Annotated in this window: 11 protein-coding genes; 4 read left to right on the top strand and 7 right to left on the bottom strand. The window is 72.4% G+C overall.

Features of this window, described 5'->3' with window-relative positions; translation table 11 throughout:
* Nucleotides 1-136: 136 nt before the first annotated feature.
* The 3 genes from SH587_RS13380 to SH587_RS13370 form a co-directional block, all read right to left on the bottom strand.
* Nucleotides 137-1,876 carry a hypothetical protein gene (locus tag SH587_RS13380; protein WP_320671127.1) on the bottom strand — a complete coding sequence of 580 codons (1,740 nt, stop codon included), beginning with the start codon at nucleotides 1,874-1,876 and terminating at the stop codon, nucleotides 137-139.
* 363 nt (nucleotides 1,877-2,239) lie between these two features.
* Nucleotides 2,240-3,952 carry a hypothetical protein gene (locus SH587_RS13375; RefSeq protein ID WP_320671126.1) on the bottom strand — a complete coding sequence of 571 codons (1,713 nt, stop codon included), beginning with the start codon at nucleotides 3,950-3,952 and terminating at the stop codon, nucleotides 2,240-2,242.
* Between the two features lie 291 nt (nucleotides 3,953-4,243).
* Nucleotides 4,244-5,977: a hypothetical protein gene (locus SH587_RS13370; protein WP_320671125.1), complete on the bottom strand. Its 1,734-nt coding sequence runs from the start codon at nucleotides 5,975-5,977 to the stop codon at nucleotides 4,244-4,246.
* 464 nt (nucleotides 5,978-6,441) lie between these two features.
* Here SH587_RS13370 and SH587_RS13365 point away from each other — a divergent pair, with 464 nt between their 5' ends.
* The 3 genes from SH587_RS13365 to SH587_RS13355 are packed head-to-tail and all read left to right on the top strand — an operon-like array spanning nucleotide 6,442 to nucleotide 11,381.
* Nucleotides 6,442-8,199 carry an NHL repeat-containing protein gene (locus SH587_RS13365; protein ID WP_320671124.1) on the top strand — a complete coding sequence of 586 codons (1,758 nt, stop codon included), beginning with the start codon at nucleotides 6,442-6,444 and terminating at the stop codon, nucleotides 8,197-8,199.
* The gene (locus SH587_RS13360) at nucleotides 8,199-10,091 is read left to right on the top strand and encodes a hypothetical protein (RefSeq protein ID WP_320671123.1); all 1,893 of its coding nucleotides are present in this window, start codon (nucleotides 8,199-8,201) and stop codon (nucleotides 10,089-10,091) included. Before SH587_RS13365 ends, SH587_RS13360 begins: the two co-directional genes overlap by 1 nt.
* Nucleotides 10,092-10,148: 57 nt before the next feature.
* The gene (locus tag SH587_RS13355) at nucleotides 10,149-11,381 is read left to right on the top strand and encodes a class I SAM-dependent methyltransferase (RefSeq protein WP_320671122.1); all 1,233 of its coding nucleotides are present in this window, start codon (nucleotides 10,149-10,151) and stop codon (nucleotides 11,379-11,381) included.
* On the opposite strand, the gene SH587_RS13350 is transcribed toward SH587_RS13355, so the two are convergent.
* The 3 genes from SH587_RS13350 to SH587_RS13340 are packed head-to-tail and all read right to left on the bottom strand — an operon-like array spanning nucleotide 11,361 to nucleotide 15,243.
* Entirely contained in the window at nucleotides 11,361-12,242 is an 882-nt protein-coding gene (locus SH587_RS13350; protein ID WP_320671121.1) for a class I SAM-dependent methyltransferase, read from the bottom strand. The two genes, SH587_RS13355 and SH587_RS13350, sit on opposite strands and share 21 nt — an antisense overlap.
* An 8-nt stretch (nucleotides 12,243-12,250) precedes the next feature.
* The gene (locus SH587_RS13345) at nucleotides 12,251-13,240 is read right to left on the bottom strand and encodes a class I SAM-dependent methyltransferase (protein WP_320671120.1); all 990 of its coding nucleotides are present in this window, start codon (nucleotides 13,238-13,240) and stop codon (nucleotides 12,251-12,253) included.
* A complete protein-coding gene (locus SH587_RS13340; RefSeq protein ID WP_320671119.1) occupies nucleotides 13,219-15,243 on the bottom strand; it encodes a glycosyltransferase in 2,025 nt (674 codons plus the stop codon). The genes SH587_RS13345 and SH587_RS13340 overlap by 22 nt, the downstream gene beginning before the upstream one ends.
* Nucleotides 15,244-15,463: 220 nt before the next feature.
* On the opposite strand from SH587_RS13340, the gene SH587_RS13335 reads away from it, so the two are divergent.
* Nucleotides 15,464-17,332, top strand: coding sequence for a glycosyltransferase family 4 protein (locus tag SH587_RS13335; RefSeq protein ID WP_320671118.1), 1,869 nt, complete (start codon nucleotides 15,464-15,466; stop codon nucleotides 17,330-17,332).
* Nucleotides 17,333-17,336: 4 nt separating this feature from the next.
* On the opposite strand, the gene SH587_RS13330 is transcribed toward SH587_RS13335, so the two are convergent.
* Nucleotides 17,337-17,534 (bottom strand): hypothetical protein (locus tag SH587_RS13330; RefSeq protein WP_320671117.1); only part of this gene is annotated, 198 nt, incomplete at its 5' end.

The following is a 17,534-nucleotide window of genomic DNA, read 5'->3' as shown; positions in this document are numbered from 1 at the left end:
AGTTCATGCTGACCAGGCACGACGGGGGATTGAACGCGCTCGCGAGGCCCCGGTCAAGCGCCGGTGGCGTCGGTGCGGGCGCGAACGCGCGACGCGCCGCGGCCGGCAGGGCCGACCACGGCGCGTCGGGGAAGCGCTACTTGCGCTTGGCGGCCGGCCTGATCCGGACCGTCTTGACCTTGTACCGGCCGTTGGCGAACGCCTGCAGGACGCGGGCGTTGCGGCGGGCCTGGGCCTGCGTCCTCGCCGGCTTCAGGGCCTTGCGGACCTTGGCCGGGAGGACCGCCTGGCTGGTCGCGCGGCGCAGCTTCAGCGACTTCTTGGCCGTGCCGACCGGCGCGATCGCCGCGGCGGTGGTGCCGGCGGTCAGCGACTGCGCGACCGGGATCGAGTTCGCGACGTCGACCGTCCCGAGCGAGCCGTTGAACGGGGTACCGAGCAGGCCGCCGGCGTTGTAGCCGTTGATCTCGATCGCCGAGGCGGCCGCGACCTGGTTGGGCAGGAACTGCAGGCGGATCGTCTGCGGGCCCGGCGCCCCGTCCGAGCCGGCCGAGATCGCGCTGCCGGCGACGGCGATCGGATCGCCGTTGCCGTCGACCAGCGTGAACTGGCCGGGCGCGATCGGCACCGCGGTGTTGAGGCGGGTGTCGAGGGTGATGTCGACCTGGCCGTTCGACTTGTTGAACGTCGCCGCGGTCGCGTCGGGCGCCGACGTCCAGCCGGTCGAGAAGGCACCGGCGTTGCCGCCGATCGCCTCGGTGTCGCCCCAGGCCGGCGTGCCGTTCGGGGTCGTCACCGCACCAGTGAAGAAGTGCGCCTCGACGAAGTGCTCCTGCGACTTCTGGGCGACTGGGTTCGGGAAGTTGACCGTCACCGACCGGCCGTCGGCGGTGATCACGGCGCTGGTGCCGGTGATGACCTGGCCGGTCGAGGTCCGGACCAGGAAGTCGCCGGCGACCGCGTTGGCGACCGGCTGGTCGAAGTCGTAGGTCACCGACGTCGAGCCGCCCGAGGCGCCGAGCGACGCCGAGAGCAGGTCGGGCAGCGTGGTGGTGCCGCTCTTGCCGGCCACCGGCACGACGGTGTTCTGGACCGAGTGCGCGCTGTCGGTCGCGTAGTTCTTGGCGAAGATGTTGGCGCCGCTGTTGACGAAGCCGGAGACCGCCTCGGTCACCAGGTCGTCGCCCGGCAGCGACGGGAAGCGGACGGCGACCTCGAAGTCGCTCGACGAGACCACGGTGGTCGCGTTGTGGGCCGAGCCGTCCTGCTTCAGGAACGAGAACGCGATCGGCGAGATGCCGCCCGGACCGACCTTGATCTTCTGGTCGAAGGTGTAGATCAGGACGTTGGCGTTCAGGTTCGACTCGTCGACCCGCACCCCGACCAGGTTCGGCGCGATCGAACGGCCACGGGTGCCGGACTGGCCCTTGGCCCCGGTGACGCCGGTCGAGTCGACGCGGTTCGGCTGGTTACCGTTGAAGGCGCGGACGGCGCCGGCGTTGACGACTCCGTAGCTCGTCTCGTCGAAGTCGGGCGAGGTCGAGGTCCAGCGCAGCTCGACCGTGTTCGGCTTGCTGCCGACGACCGAGGCGACGTTGGCCGTCGGCAGCCGGTCCGACGAGGCGTAGCCGCCGAGGGTGAACTGCGCCGGGTCGATCGCGTTGCTGGCGAGCGGCTCGTCGAACGTGAACCAGGCGATCTTGTCCGGCCCCGAGGACCCGAAGGTCACCGAACGCAGGTCCGGCACGTGGTTGTAGCTGGCGGGGTTCGCCCCACCGAGCGCGGCCGACGCCGGAGCGACGGCGACGAGCGAGGCGGCGAGCACGCCACCGGTGACCGCGGCGCGCCGGGCGCGCCGCGTCGACTTCTGACCCATTCGTGGTCTCCTTCGAGACACCCGGCGCCGTGTTCAGGATCGGGAGGTCTGACCGGACCGCACCCCACCCGCGAGGCCCCGGCACCGGTAGGCCCGCGAGTCGCGCCCCGTCCACGGATCCCGCGGACGAATACCCCAGCGCGGCCGCAACTGTGGCACGCCGCCGGACCCCCAGACGGCGGAAAGCGGCCGATTTCACCGGATGGTCACGGCTTGCGACGCCCCCGCGTCCGTCGGTCCGTCGGCCGGCCGACAGAACGACGACGGCCACCGGTGGGGAGACCGGTGGCCGTCGCTCGACCGCGCCGGGGGGGCGCGGTCAGGTCGGGGCACGCACGCGCCCCGACCGCTGTGGGTGGTCGTTCAGCCCTTCTTGGCCTTCTTGACCGCGGTCTTCTTGACCGTGACCTTGCCCTGGGCAAACTGGCGCAGGACCTTCGCGTTGGCGCGGGCCTGCTTGGCGTTCTTGGCCGGCTTCAGGGCCTCGCGGACCTTGGCCGGCAGCACGCCGACGGTCTTCACCTTGCGCAGCTTCAGCCGCGACTGCGGGGTGCCGACCGGCGCGATCGCCGCGGCCGAGGCGCGGGCGGTCAGCGACTGGGCGACCGGGACCGCGTCGAGCCCGTCGCTGAGCGCGTTCGAGCCGACGAACGGCGTGCCGAGCGTGCCGTTGGCCTGGTAGCCGTCGATCTCGATCGCCGAGGCGGCCGCGACCTGGTTGGGCAGGAACTGCAGGCGGATCGTCTGCGCCCCCGGGGCGCCGTTCGAGCCCTGGCTGATCACGGTCGCGCCGAGGGTCTGGATCGTGTCGCCGTTGGCGTCGACCAGGTGGAACTGGGTCGGGTCGACCGACGGGATCGTCAGCCGGCTGTCGAGCGTGACGTCGACCTGGCCGTTCTGCTTGTTGAAGGTGGCCGAGGTCGCGTCCGGGGCCGAGGTCCAGCCGGTCGACGCCGCGCCGGCGTTGCCGCCGACCGGGGCCGAGTCGGCCAGCACCAGCTGGCCGTTCGCGTTGCGGACGGCACCGTCGAAGTTGACGGCCTGGACGAAGTGCTCCTGCGAGCCGGCGACCGGCGTCGGGAAGTTGACCGTCACCGACTTGCCGTCGGCGTTGATCACGGCGTTGGTGCCCGCGACCAGGTAGCCGGCGGCGGTGCGCGCCAGGAAGTTGGCCGCGACCGGGGTGTTGACCGGCTCGTCGTAGACGTAGGTGATCGAGGTCGAGCCACCGGTCAGCGTCAGCTCGGCGCTGAGCAGGTCCGGCCGCGCCGTCGCCTTGCTCTTGCCGGCGACCGCGATCACGCCGGGGGTCCCCAGCTTGCTGTGGTTGCGGCCCTGGACGGCGCCGAGCAGCACCTGGCCCTCGATCGCCTCGGTCACCAGGTCGTCGCCCGGCAGCGACGGGAAGCGCACGGCGACCTCGTAGTCGGACGCCGAGGCGATCGTGCCGGTGGCGACGGCCGAGCCGTCCTGCTTGATGAAGCGGAACGAGCCGGCGACCACCGAGCCGGAGTCGATCTTCTGATCGAAGGTGTAGATCAGGACGTTCGCGTTGAGGTTCGTCTCGTCGACCCGCACGCCGGTCAGCTCGGGGGCGACCGAGCGGCCGCGGGTGCCCGACTGGCCCTTGGCGCCGGTGACCGAGGTCGAGTCGACCCGGTTCGGCTGGTTGCCGTTGAAGGCGCGGACGGCACCGGCGTTGACGACGCCGTAGGTCAGCTCGTCGAAGTCGGGGTCGGTGGAGGTCCACCGCAGCTCGACCGTGTTCGGCTTGCTGCCGACGACCGACGCGGCGTCGGCGTCGGCGATCCGGTCGTTCGAGGCGTAGCCGCCGAGGGTGAACTGCGTCGGGTCGATCGCGTTCGAGGCGAGCGGCTCGTCGAAGGTGAAGAACGCCACCTTGTCCGGACCGGAGGTCGCGAAGGTGACCGAGCGCAGGTCCGGCACGTGGTTGTAGTTGGCCGGGTTCGCCCCGCCGAGGGCAGCCGACGCGGGAGCGGCGGCGATCAGGGACGCGGCGAGCACGCCGCCGGCGATGGTGGCACGGCGCGAACCGCGCCGGGACTGATGCGTCATGAGGTCTCCTTCGAGGCCTGGTGTCGTTTCCGACCCGCTCACCGTGACCAGGGCGTCGTGCGGGCCGCACCCCACGACCGCCACGAGGGCAGCCGTACAGAGGCTGCAAGGAAAGACGACGTCCGGGGACCCCGCAAGCGGGAGCCACCCCAAGATCAGCCCTGAGGCGCACCCCCGGATTCCTCCCCCGCACGGGCGAGGGGGGCGCGCGACCGGGAGTCCTGAAGGAGGACGCGCCGCGGTCGTCGGGCGACCGCGGCGCGTCGGGTGCTGCCGATCGAGAGGGCGGCGCTACTTGCGCTTGGCCGCCTTCTTGATCGCGACCACGCGGACCTTGTGCTTGCTGAGCGCGTAGGCCCGCAGGATCCGGGCGTTGGCGCGCGCCTGCTTGGCGCTCTTGGTCGGCTTCAGGGCCTTGCGGATCTTCGCCGGCAGCACGACCTTGGAGGTCGGGCGGCGGAGCTTGAAGGCCGACTTCGGCGTGCCGACCGGGGCGATCGCCGCCGCCGACGCGGCCGCGGTCAGCGACTGCGCGACCGGCGCCGCGTTCGGACCGTCGAAGCCGAGGTTGGAGCCGAAGAGGCCGAACGGGCCGGACTGGCCGCCCGCGTTCCAGCCCTGGATCTCGAGCGCCGACGACGCCGCGACCTGGTTGGGCAGGAACTGCAGACGGATCGTCTGCGGACCGGGCGCCCCGTTGGAGCCCTCGCTGACCACCGAGGCGGCGGCCGGAGCGACCGTGTCGCCGTTGGCGTCGACCAGCGTGAAGCCGGCCGTGTTGACCGACGGGATCTGCAGCCGGGTGTCGAGCGTGACGTCGACCTGGCCGTTGCTCTTGTTGAACGTGGCCGAGGTGGCCTCCGGCGCGCTGGTCCAGCCGGTCGAGCTGGCCCCCGCGTTGCCGCCGATCGGCGCGGTGTCGCCGAAGATCGGCACGTTGTTGGCGTTCCGCAGGGCCCCGCCGAACAGGATCGCCTGGACGAAGTGCTCCTGCGCCAGGTTGGCCGCCGGGTTCGGGAAGTTCGCCGTCACCGACTTGCCGTCGGCGTTGACCACCGCCGAGGTCGCCTGGACCAGCTGCCCGGCCGCGGTCCGGGCGAGGATCGAGGGCGCGAGCGGCGTGTTGACCGGCTCGTCGAAGTGGAACGTGATCGAGGTCGATCCGCCACCGCTGCCGAGCTCGGCGGAGAGCAGGTCCGGCATCGCCGTCGCCTTGCTCTTCCCGGCGACCGCGAGCACGGTCGGCGTGGCCGCGTGGAGCAGGTCCGACGCGTAGTTCTTGGCGAACGTGTTGCTGTTGACGTCGACGAAGCCGTTGACCGCCTCGGTCACCAGGTCGTCGCCGGGCAGCGACGGGAAGCGGACGGCCACCTCGTAGTCGCTCTGGGCGGCGATCGAGGCGCCGGCGACGCTCTGGCCGTCCTGCTTGACGAAGCCATAGGCGGGCGCGGCGACCGGGCCCTTGATCTTCTGGTCGAAGGTGTAGATCAGGACGTTGGCGTTCAGGTTCGTCTCGTCGACCCGCACCCCGACCAGGTCCGGCGCGACCGAATGGCCACGGGTGCCCGACTGGCCCTTCGCGGCGGTCACCGAGGTCGAGTCGACGCGGTTCGGCTGGTTGCCGTTGAAGGCCCGCACGGCGCCCGCGTTGACGACGCCGTACGACGTCTCGTCGAAGTCCGGCGAGGTCGAGGTCCAGCGCAGCTCGACCGTGTTCGGCTTGGTGCCGACCACCGACGCCGCGTTGGCCGTCGGCAGCCGGTCCGACGACGCGTAGCCGCCGAGCGTGAACTGGCTCGGATCGATCGCGTTCGAGGCCAGCGGCTCGTCGAACGTGAACCAGGCGACCTTGTCCGGCCCCGAGGACCCGAAGGTCACCGAGCGCAGGTCCGGCACGTGGTTGTAGCTGGCGGGGTTCGCCCCGCCGAGCGCGGCCGAGGCCGGAGCGGCCGCGGCGAGCGTGGCGGCGAGCACGCCACCGGTGACCGCGGCGCGCCGGGCGCGCCGCGTCGTCTTCTGACCCATTCGTCGTCTCCCTCGAGACACCCGGCGCCGTCTTCAACGGATCGGGCGGGCCTGACCGGGCCCCGTCCCCATCCGCGAGCCCCGGCACCGGTGGACCCGCGGATCGCGCCTCCCGGCCGCGGACCCCCGCGGCCGGATCCCCGGCGCAGGGGAGACTGTCGCACGTCGCCCGTGCCGCCGTCGGAAATCGGCGCCCGATTCACCGCTTCGTCACCCGCTGCGACGCCGCCGCGTCGGTCCGGCTGTCGGCGCGACGACAGAGCGCGGCGGCCGCCGTCGGGACCGGGGGAACTGCGTCGCGGGCCGCAGGCGATGGAGTAGCCTGGCTCGGGTCCGTCCCGGTGGGGTGCCGGGATCTCCCAGGGTCAAGGAGCGGATCAGTGTCCGATCATCGTCGCCTCGCCGAGCGAGGCCGTTCGCGCCGTCTGGCGTCCATCACCGTGCTCGCCGCCGGCGGCACGCTCATGCTCGCCTCGGGGGCCGCCGCGGCCCCGCTCGGGCAACTCGACGGCGCGTTCGCCGTCGGCAGCCCGACCGGAGCCGGGATCGCCCGCTTCGACGACAACACGCGGATCGAGGCCGTGGCCGTCGGCGCCGACGGCAAGGCGGTCGTCGTCGGCAGCAGCGGCGCGCCCGGCAGCTCGCAGCTGTTCGTCGCCCGGCTCAACCGCGACGGCTCGCGCGACGGCTCGTTCGCGGCCGAGATCCCGGCACCGAACCAGGCCGTCGCCGACGCCACCTCGCTCGAGGGCACCGGCGTCGCGCTGTTCGCCAACGGCAAGGTCGTCGTCTCCGCCACCGCCCGCGCGAGCGGCCTGGCCGACGGGATGGTGGCGGTCAAGTTCAACGCCGACGGCAAGCGCGACGGCAGCTTCGACGGCGACGGCGTGCAAGCGGTCAAGGGCGGCTTCAACGGCCAGGGCGAGGCCAACGACGTGGCGGTCGCGCCCGGCGGCGGGATCGTCCTCGGTGGATCGTCGGTCAACGACCAGACCGATCCGAACCCGGCGGCGACCGTCGCCCGGCTGACGCCGGCCGGGGCGCCCGACGGCGGCCTCGGCGGCGGCGTGCGGGTGGCGGCGGGGCCGTCGCGGATCAACGCCCTGCGGGTCCAGGCCGACGGTCGGATCGTCGCCGTGGGCGCCCAGCAGGTCGGGCAGCCGACGCTCGGCCTGGCGCTGCGGGTGAACGCGGACGGCAGCCCCGACGGCAGCTTCCGCGGCTCGGGCTCGCTGCTGGAGCAGTACGCGATCAGCGCGTCCTATTCCTCGTTCGAGGACGTCGCGCTGCTGCCGGACGGCCGGATCGCGCTGGCCGGCGCGGCCCGCCAGGGCGGCAGCCCCGGCGCGCTCTCGCTGGCGGTGCGGCTGCAGGCCAACGGCGCCTACGACGCCTTCGGCAACGGCGGCAAGGCGTACCGGGCGGCGTCGGCGGGCGAGAACTTCCCGCCCAACGCGCCGGTGCCGGGCGGCTACGGGGTCGCGATCGACGGGGCGCACACGTACGTCGGGGGCAGCTTCGACGCGAACGCGATCTCGCGGCTCTCGATCGCCGCGCTCGACGGCAACGGCAACCCGGACGCCGCGTTCGCGGGCGGCGAGGTCCAGAACGGCGTGCCGGGGTCGAACTCGACCGCGCTGCGGGCGTCCGGGGTGGCGCTGAGCAGCGACGGGGTCTACCTGGCCGGAACGGCGACCAGCCCGTCGGGGACGACGACCTACGGCGTAGTGGCGCGCTACGGGGCGTACCCGTACACGGGGCCGAGCCTGCCGGACGAGCAGGGCAAGGAGATCCCGCCCGGGGACGGCGGCGAGACCAAGGTCGGGCCGCGGATCTCGGGCATGAAGCTGTCGACGCGGACGCTGAAGAAGAAGACGAAGGCCAAGCTGACCTTCAACCTGGCCGACGCGGGGACCGTCAAGTACTACGTCGAGAAGGCGACCGGCGGCCGCAAGCAGACCACCGGCAAGGGCAAGACGGCGAAGACCACCTGCGTCAAGGAGACGAAGAAGAACCGCAAGGCCAAGCGCTGCACCCGCTACGCCCCGCTGCCCGGCAGCAAGAGCGTCAAGGGCAAGAAGGGCAAGAACACCATCACGATCACCCGCACCGTGATCAAGAAGGCGCTCGCCCGCGGCGACTACCGGCTGCAGATCCAGGCCACGGACGCCCAGGGCCGCAAGGGCAACAAGCTGACCATGCAGTTCAAGGTCCGGCCCTGATGGTCCGTCGTCGCGCCCTCCTGACCGCCGCCCTGGCGCTCGCCGCCCTGCCGGCGACGGCGGGCGCGGCGACACCCGGGGCCCCGGCCCCGGGGACTCCGGGTGCGCTGGTGCCGAGCTTCGGCGCCGCCGCGCCCCCGCAGACCGCCGGGGTCGTCCTCGGCCCGGTCGACAGCGCCTACGCGGCGGTGGTGGCCCACGGCGACGGCTTCCTGGTGGCCGGCCAGGAGGGCCCGGCCAGCGGCCCGCGCCTGATCGTGGCGCGTTACCTCCGCGACGGTCGGCTCGATCCCGGATTCGGCGACGGCGGCATCGCCCGTGGCCCGGTCTCCTTCAGCGGCCCCGCGGCCGGGGCGACGAACTCCTCGGCCAGCGGCATCGCCCTCCAGCCCGACGGCCGGATCGTCGTCGGCGGCACCCTCCTCCAGGGCAGCAGCGCGGTCGGCCTGCTGGCCGAGCGCTTCACCGCCGACGGCCACCTCGACGGCAGCTACGGCAGCGGCGGCGTCGCGGTCGCCCAGCGCGCGGCGGCCAGCCGCGGAGCCGCGCTGGCCCTGACCTCGGACGGGCGAGCGGTGGTGGCGGGAACCACTCGCCTGGACGACGGCTCCGACGCGGCGACCGTCGCCCGCTGGGACGCGAGCGGCCAGCCCGACCCGAGCTTCGACGGGGACGGGGTCTGGCAGCGGCCGCGCAGCGCGGGAACGCAGGAATCCGTCGGCCGATCGGTGGCAGTCCAGGGCGACGGCCGGATCGTCCTCGGCGGGCGCGTCACCAACACCTTCGGGGCCCAACAGATGGCGATCGGCCGCATGGGGCCGGACGGGACGCTCGAAGTCCCTCTCGTGGGCCTCGGCGGGTCGTACTCGTCGGTCGAGGGCATCGCGCTGACGACGGCCAACGACGTGATCGGTGTCGGCAGCAACGCCGTGAGCAGCAGCGCCGACGCCTTCGCGCTACGACGGTCGTCGGGAGGTGGCCTCGATCCGACGTTCGGGTCGGGCGGCTTCGCCTGGAACCGCGCGGCGCCCCCCAGCGCCACGGTCCTCACGAGGCCCTATCCGGGAGCCACCGCGGTTTTGGTGACCCCGCGAACCGTCTACGTCGGCGGCACCGCGGAGGGTTCGCAGTACCGCATCATGGCGTTGACGGCCCTCGACGCCGTCACCGGAACGCCGATCTCGGGTTTCGGTGCCACGCTCGGCGTCGACTACCAGATGTTCCCGCAAGAACCGGGAACGACCTACGCTTTCGTGAACGGTATGGCCGAGCCGGCCACAACCGGTCCAGGCAGCAGCCTGCAGGCGCTCGCCCGCACCGCCGACGGGCGCTACCTGGTCGGCGCAGGGGTCGCTGGCAGCAACCTGGGCGGCGTGACGCCCTCCGCCACGCGCGGAGTCATCGCGCTCTTCACCGCGATCCCGGAGCCGGCTCCGGGTGGCGGCGGGCCGGACGGCGACGGAGGCACCGGCGGCGAACCGGCGAATGGCGGCGCCGGCGGAGGAGCGGGCTCCCCGGCGGCCCGGATCTTCGATGCGTCGCTGCGGCCGCGCACACTCACCAGCCGCACGCGCGCGCAGCTGCGTTTCAGGCTCGACGCGGCGGCGCGTTCGACCTTGACCGTCGAGCGGTTGTTGCCCGGTCGGCGTCAGCAGGTCGGGCGCCCTGCTCGCTCTGTCTGTCGCGCGCCGACGCCGCGCAATGCTCGGCGTCCCCGGTGCACCCGGGTGGTCGCGGTCGCCGGCAAGGTGTCGTTCAGCGGCGTCGCCGGGAACAACCGGCGAACCGTCACGCGCCGATTGCTCGGCAAGTCGCTGCGGCGCGGCCGTTACCGCTTGGTCGTCCGCGTGGCCGGCGGCACGGTCGCGCGGATCGGCTTCACCGTCCGATGACGGGCCGGCTCCGATCGCCCACCTGCCCGAGCGCGCCGCCACGGTAGGGTGCCCGCCGTGGCGACGACGTTCGGTCCGGAGCATCCCGAATGGAGCGCACGCTGGAGGACCGCGACCTCGCATGTGATCCCGTGGATCGCCGAGCACGTTCCGCTGGCCGACGCGACCGTCCTCGAGTACGGCTGTGGCCAAGGCGCTGTGAGCTGTGCGTTCGGACCCCACGTCGCCCGCCACATCGGCGTCGACATCGACGCCGATGCCGTGGAGCAGGCTCGCTTTCGGGTGGCGGAGCGCGGCCTCGACAACGTCGACCTGCGGGCCCTGCCGGTCGGCGGAATCGTCGACCAGGTCCGCGCTCTGGACCAGCGGATCGACGTGGTGCTGCTCTACGCCGTGGTCGAGCACCTGACGAGGGATGAGCGGCTCGCCGTGCTCGAGATGGCCCGCGACGTGGTGGCGGAGGACGGCCATGTCGTGATCGTCGAATGCCCGAACCGTCTGACACCGGTCGATCACCACAGCTCCCGGCTGCCGTTCGTCGACGGTCTGCCCGAGGACGTCCTCGCCCGCTACGCGGAACGCTCGCCACGGGCGTCCTTCGTCGAGGACATCGCTGCCGCGCGGGCGGCCGGGGGCGCTGCGGCCGAGCGCCTGGCCCTGGTCCGCGCCGGTCGTGGTGTGTCCTTCCACGAGTTCGAGCTGGTATTCGGCGACCTCGCGCAGCGAACCGTGGCGTCGAGCTACGCCGAATCGCTCTACGGCGTCCGACCGGTCCTCTGGGAGGAGCTCCAGCTGGCCGCGATGATGGACGGCTGGAGGCCCGACCTGCCTCCGGCCTGGTCACGCAGCTGGATCGACACGATCCTGAGCGCCCGTCCGCTTGACGACCCGCCGGCGCTGGTGCGCCCGTGGCGGATGCGGATCGACCCCGATGCAGCGGGCGCAGCGTGGGTCCGCGACGACGGACGGATCGTCCTCGGCCCGGGGATGCGACTGCCCGTGCGCCTACCCACTGCCACCGACGAACTGCACGTAGGCATGATCGCCAGCGAGGATCCGCGGCACGCTGTCCGAGTCCATGTCGGCGATCGGACGCTCAGCCCCCTCGGGCTCCGCAACCGTCTCGGTACGCCGCCGTGGCATGCCGTCGCCGCACTGCCTTGGGTGACCGATCACGTCGAGCTGTCGCTCGCCGGCGGCGGCGAGCTCACCTTCGTCGGCTATGCCGCTGCGCCTGGGGCCCCAACCGGCCTCGACGGCTGGGGCAGCTCACGCGTCTTCGGCTGGTGACCGTCGGCGCGCCACCAGCCGCTTCGCCAGCCGCAGCGGCGCCGTGGCCCGCCAGCTCGGGGACGCCATCAGCGCCTGCCACAGCGCGCGATGATGCTCGACCTCGCCCCGCAGTCCAGCGACCGTCGCTTCGAGCTCGGCCACGCGGGCGTTGGCGGCAACCAGCGCCGGGGGCGGAGGTCCGCCCGCGGAGAGGACGTCGCGGGCCAGCGCGAGCAGCTCCCCTCCGTGGTAGCGGTCGCGCTGGACCGGGTCGGGCTGGCCGTAAGCTCCCCGTCGGGCGTCGACGACGATGACGCCAAGGCCATACCACAGCTCACCAGGGAACCGCTCACGTCCCAGGTGTCCCGGCACCAGGTCCAGGTCGACGTGCGCAACCTTGGGCCACGCGCCGTAGGCGACGGCGTCAAGGCCCGCCCGAACGCGTTCGTTGCCGGTGTCGTGGGTGACGATGATCGTTCGCGAGATCGCCGGCGACGCGAGAAGGTCCTCGACGTCGCGGCGGACGCCCTCGGCCGAGTGGTCGCCGTCGACCAGCACGAAGTCGACGTTGCGACCCTCGGTGGCGAAGCCGGCCAGCACCTCGGGGAGCAGCTGATGCGAGTCGCCGGAGTGCAGGTGAACGTGGGGCGGCAACTCGAGCTGGGGCTGGACCAGATCGAAGGAGTGGACCTCCGCGCTGTGGGCGGCGATCCGACGCAGGCTGGCGCCTTCGGCGGTGCCGATCTCGACCGCCAACGACGGACTCAGCGCGGACAGCAGCCCCTCGATCGCCAGGCGCTCGCCGTAGCTCATCTGCCAGACCTGATCGGCCAGCAGAGCAAAGGCATCGTCTCGTGAGTCGGCGGCCGAGCCGTTCATGGGCCGCGTCATCGGTCGAACCTGTGGCCGGCCAGGCGAGCGGCAACCCGCGTCAGGCGACTGTGCCGGACGACGATCCAGGCGCGTCGATGCTCGTCCCGCTCACGGATCGCGCTCGCGAGCTGGGCCTCGAGATCGGCGATCCGGGTCACATCGGACGGGTCGCGGTCTCGCTGTTCCGTGTCGCCGGCGTCCCGAGCGACCCGCCCCAGCCGTTCGCGGCCCAACCGCATGTTCGTGGCCCAGAGTTCGCGGTTCGCCTGCTCCAGGTGGCGCATGTAACGGTGGTTGACCGGCGAGACTGTCAGCTGCAGGTTCGCGTCCTCGACCGGCAGCAGGCGACGCTGGTCGATCCCGGCCACGACCAGGAACGAGTTCGCCCAGTCCAGGTCGTGCTCTCCGCCGAGCCGCACCCGCGCGTCGACGTCGTCAGTCTCGGCCGTCCGGATCAACGAGCCCTCGGCGTGGGTCTGGTACGCGATCCACGCGCCGGGAATCCGCACCGCCAATGCCTCCGCCGACGGCAGATCGAAGTCCGTCAGGTGGAAGTCGTTCTCCTCGCCGAGCGTCGCGCTGTTCGGCACCGACGTCACGATCGCCGTTCCCGATGACGCGAGCCGCGCCAGCTCGTCGACCACCCGGTCGAGCTCGGGCAGGTGCTCGAGCCCCTCGAAGCACACCACCACGTCGACCTCACCCGAGACGAGACTCCGGAGGTACCCCAGCGCATCCGCCGTCACGAACGTCACGTTGTCGAGACCAGCCCGCTCGCAGCTCGCGCGACCCGCGTCGGTGGCGGCCGCCGCACGATCGACGCCGACGACGGAGAGCGCCCCCTCCGCCAGCATCGCGGTCCCGTAGCCGACCCCGCAGCAGAGATCGACAACGCGCTGACCGACGACCGCGCGAGCCGCCACCTCGTAGCGGTGGCGGTGCTCGGCCGCGATCAGCGTATTGGCGCTGACGGCCTCGAGGCTCAGGCGCTCGTCGACGTCCACGTCATCTCCTCCTTCAGGATCACAGCGTCCTTCTCCGCGAGCAGCCGCTGTGCGTCTCGCTCGTCGATCGTGTGCAGCATCGAGTCCTGCCGCACCCGATAGCGCCACAGACGCTCGGGGATCACTCGACCGTGGAGCCCGCTCCGGTGCAGGAGCCGGTACAACGCCCAATCCTCGTAAGCCGTCATCTCCGGCGGATAGCGATGACGGTCGAACACCGAGCGCCGCAGCACGGCGGTGCCGTCGCCCGCGACGTTCCGTTCCTCGACCAGCGGGCACCAGTTGCCGAGCGGGTGATAGCCGATGTCAGGCGCCGGCATCGGCGTGCCGTTCTGATCGACGTAGCGGTTCCACGACGTCACGTACGCCGTCTGCGGATCGTGCTCGAGCACCGCGACGCAGCGCTCCACGAACTCTGGTTCGAGCACGTTGTCAGCGTCCAACGGCAGCACGTAACGTCCCCGCGACTGGCCGATCCCGAAGTTCCGGGCCGAGGCCAGCCCGCCGTTGGGTCGGGAGAGAACGGCGACCGGCCAGCGGCTCGCGATCTCGGCGAGGGCCCGATCCTGCGGGCTGAACGAGCCGTCGTTGACGACGATCACCTCGATCCGTTGGTAGCGCTGCGCAAAGGCCGACGCGACCGCGTCCTCCAGGAACCGGTGCATCCGGTAGTAGGGGATGACGACCGAGACCAACGGATCGACGGCACCGGCGGGCCGCGGACGGCGGCCCGGCACTTCCCGCGGGCGGTCGTGCAGCAGGTGGGAGTAGGACGACCGGATTCCGTCGGCGTCCACCAGGCCCGCCACGTGCTTGCGCAAGACGCTGCTGCCCCGCAAGGACCGGACCCGCGCCGGATCTTGGATCAACGGGCTCAGCGTCGTCATCAGGGACTCGGCGTCGGTGCCGCCGGTGGTCCACCCGGAGACCCCTTCCTGGACCATCTCGGTGAGGCCTCCGACCGGCGTCCCGATCAGCGGGATCCCGGCCAGCATCGCTTCCAATCCGACGTAGGGCCAGCACTCCCAGCGCGAGGGGAGCACCACGGCGTCGTGATCGGCGATCAGTTGCGGAAGCTGCTCCCGGGGGACAGCGTCGACGAACCGCACCCGCTCGTCGCCCGCGATCGCGCGCTCCAGCGCCGCTCGCATCGACTCGCCCCGGGGCGCCGTCGGGCTGTCTCCGCCGACCAGCGACAGCGTCCAGGCGCCACCGACCGCAGTCATCGCCTCGATCAGCTCGTTCAGGCCCTTGCGCCGCTCGAGCCGCCCGATGTAGAGCAGGCGCAGCGGCCCGTCCGGCGCCGGTCCGGGCTCGGCGCCAACGGTCGTGAGCGGGTGGCGGACGCGAACCGCCGGCGCCAGGCCGGGCCCGTACCAACGACGGTAGGTGTCGAGCACGTCACCACCGCCGTGGAGAAGGACGTCAGCCTGCTCCAGGGTTCGCCGCTCGAGCTCGCGGTTCACGCGAGTGTCGAAGCGACGCTCGCGATGCTCGTTGAGCGCGTGACAGATGTCGAGGCTGGTGTGGAGGCGAACGGCGATCAGGGTCTCGGCCAGCAGCGGATCGCCGGCACGGCGTGCCTCGGCAGTGACGAAGCCCTCGCCGAGGTAGTCGCAGAACTCGATCAGGTCGGGGCCTTCGAACGGAAACAGCTCGCGGATCCGTTCGAGGACGCGAGCCCCGTACAGCTGCATGTGAGCGAAGTAGCCCTGTTCCTCGGCCGGCTCGGGCACCGCGACCCACGCGATCCGAGCCCCGCCCAGCTCAGCACGAGGGTCGTTGGTCGCCCGTGCCCGATCGTAGTCGCTCCGCAACCAGTCGGCGACGACCAGCGTGACGTCCGCGATCGGCGCCAGCGCAACAGCTGTCTCGGCGACGTAGGCCCCGATCCCGCTCCAACCGAAGGGACCGGCGAAGGGGAACAGCTCGCGGGTCGCGAGGACGATCTGCGGACGCCCGCCAGGCCCCCGCTGCGACCGCGCGGAAACCGCCGACGACACCTCACCGCGCCCCGGTGCTCCGTTGTTGCTGTTGTTGACGCGTGCTGCGTCGATGACCGACCCCTTGACCGTTCGTGCGCCGCAGACGCCGGGACGTCATGTCTCCGAGGACTGCCGACGACCCGCGAGGACCCTTCGAACCTCGCGGAGTCTAGGGCACGCCGGGGCACCATGCCAGCGGTCGGCGCCCGGCCTCCGCGTGGAAACTAGAGTCCCGCAGGTGTCCCGCCCCCACGTCGTCCTCGCCTCTCAGGAAGTCTGGCCGTTCGTCGGCGGCGGAGGGCTCGGTCGCTACGTGCGCGACGCAGCGAACCTGCTCGCGCGGGACATGGACGTCACGGTGCTCCTGCCGGAGCGTTTCCGTGCCCATCACCGACAGCTGGCCGACAGCGGCGAGCTGCCGTTCGACCCGCATGTGCAGTTCGCCTGGGCGCCTGACGTCGTCGGCGGCGATCTGTCGCCCTTCGCCAGCCGGGCGCACGCGGTCGCCGACTCGTTGTGGCAGGCGCTCCGCAGCATCCACGAACGACGCCCGGTCGACCTGATCGAGTTGGCCGACTACGGTGGCGACGCGGCCGTGGTCGTCGACGCGGTGAGAGCCGGCAGCGCCGGCGATCCGGCCCCACGCGTCTGCGTTCGCCTGCATACGACCTGGGAGCTCACCGCCGTCCTCAACGGTGTCGCGCACCACGACGACGTCGGCCGCTACACGATGGCGCTCGAACGTCACGCCCTGCGGTTCGCAGACGCACTGCTGACACCGAGCGCGAAGACCTTCGAGACCTACGAGCGCTTCTACGGCCGCGACGGGCTGGCGGCCAGCCGAATCGTCCCGATGCCGCTCGCGAGCAGCGAAGTCGACGCGGTTCCCAGTGACCCTCCGCCCGCGGGCAACGGCCTGCGGCTGTTGTTCGTCGGTCGGCTCGAGGAACGCAAGGGCGTACGCGCCCTGGTGGCTGCCTTGCGGGAGGTCGACGACCCGCGGCTACGACTGACCGTCGTCGGCCGGGACACGCCGACCGCGCCCGGCGGCGGTTCGATGCGGGCGGAGCTCGACCGCCTGAGCGACGGCGACCCCCGAATCGCGATCCGGGACGAGGTCCCGCACGACGCGCTGTCCTCGGTCTACGCCGCGCACCACCTCGTCGTCCTCCCCTCTCGGTTCGAGAGCTACGGGTACGTGGCCCGCGAAGCGCTCCAGCAGAACCGTCCGCTGCTCGTCACGCCCGTCGGTGGCCTGGAGGACGCGGTGGCTCAGGGATCCGGATGGGTCGCCGAGGGGACGGACCACCACGCCCTCGCCGCCGCGATCGAGGCGCTCGCCGCGGACCCCGGCGCCGTCGACCGGATGATCGCGTCACGGGCCCCCCAGTCGGCGGCGCTGCCCGATCCGGGGGCCTTCACCGCCGCGTACCGACGGCTCCTGGACGAGGTTGCCGCGGTCGCCGTCGCCGAACCGAAGGCCGCGGACGAGCTGACCGCGGTCGTCGTCGCCAACGACAGCACGCCGCTCACGCCCACGCTCGACGCCATCGCGGCGATCCCGGGGACGCCGGTCGAGACCATCGTGGTCGCCGACGACCCGCGACGCGTCGCCCTTGACGCCCTGGACCGGATCGATGCCCTGCAGCTCCTGCCCGCGGCGACCGACGACGATGGTGCGTTTCGGACCGGCATCGCCGCTCGCCGACGCGACGGCGCCGTGCTCCTGCTCCGCGCCGGCGACCGGTTCGAGCCGTCGTTCGTTCCGCGCGGGCTCGGGCTGCTCGCTCGTGATGGCGGCCCGGCCTACGTCACCGCCCGCGGCACCGGCCGTGCTCCCAGCGCGGTGCCGATCGCCAACGACGCCACCGAGTTGCTGCCCGAACGCGACCTCGGCGGAACCGTGCTGCTGGTGGCGCCGGACGCCGTCGACACGCTCACCGCTCAGGCCAGGGGAGCGGCCTTCTCCGCACTCGCCTCGGGCCGGCGCTTCGGCCTCGCGATTCCGGAGACGCTGCTCGGCCGGCCGCGCACGCGGCCGGGGGCGAACCGGCCCGCCGGCGACGCGCTGGCCGAGATCGAGCGCGACCGAATGCAGTGGATCTGATCGGTCACGGCTTCACGCCGTAGACGTGCTGCCGTCCGTCGGGCGTGCGGAAGGCGCTCAGGCGGCCGGCCGCGAGCCGCACCGGCCCGAGCCCGTACGACCCCCAAGGGGTGTTGTTCGCGACATCGGTCAACGTCTCGAACAACCACCCCTCACGCGTCACGCCATAGACCCGCAGATACGGATCCGAACCCGCCGGCGC

It is taken from the genome of Patulibacter defluvii (assembly GCF_034096925.1).
Lineage (GTDB): Bacteria > Actinomycetota > Thermoleophilia > Solirubrobacterales > Solirubrobacteraceae > Patulibacter > Patulibacter defluvii.
The sequence above is the reverse complement of the archived record's forward strand: the minus strand, read 5'-3'. Positions and strand labels throughout refer to the sequence as shown.

Excerpts from the sequence above, each read along its gene's own strand:
- SH587_RS13350 (WP_320671121.1), bottom strand. The coding sequence starts at position 12,242 with ATGAACGGCTCGGCCGCCGACTCACGAGACGATGCCTTTGCTCTGCTG.
- SH587_RS13360 (WP_320671123.1), top strand. The coding sequence starts at position 8,199 with ATGGTCCGTCGTCGCGCCCTCCTGACCGCCGCCCTGGCGCTCGCCGCC.
- SH587_RS13365 (WP_320671124.1), top strand. The coding sequence starts at position 6,442 with ATGCTCGCCTCGGGGGCCGCCGCGGCCCCGCTCGGGCAACTCGACGGC.
- SH587_RS13375 (WP_320671126.1), bottom strand. The coding sequence starts at position 3,952 with ATGACGCATCAGTCCCGGCGCGGTTCGCGCCGTGCCACCATCGCCGGC.
- SH587_RS13370 (WP_320671125.1), bottom strand. The coding sequence starts at position 5,977 with ATGGGTCAGAAGACGACGCGGCGCGCCCGGCGCGCCGCGGTCACCGGT.
- SH587_RS13380 (WP_320671127.1), bottom strand. The coding sequence starts at position 1,876 with ATGGGTCAGAAGTCGACGCGGCGCGCCCGGCGCGCCGCGGTCACCGGT.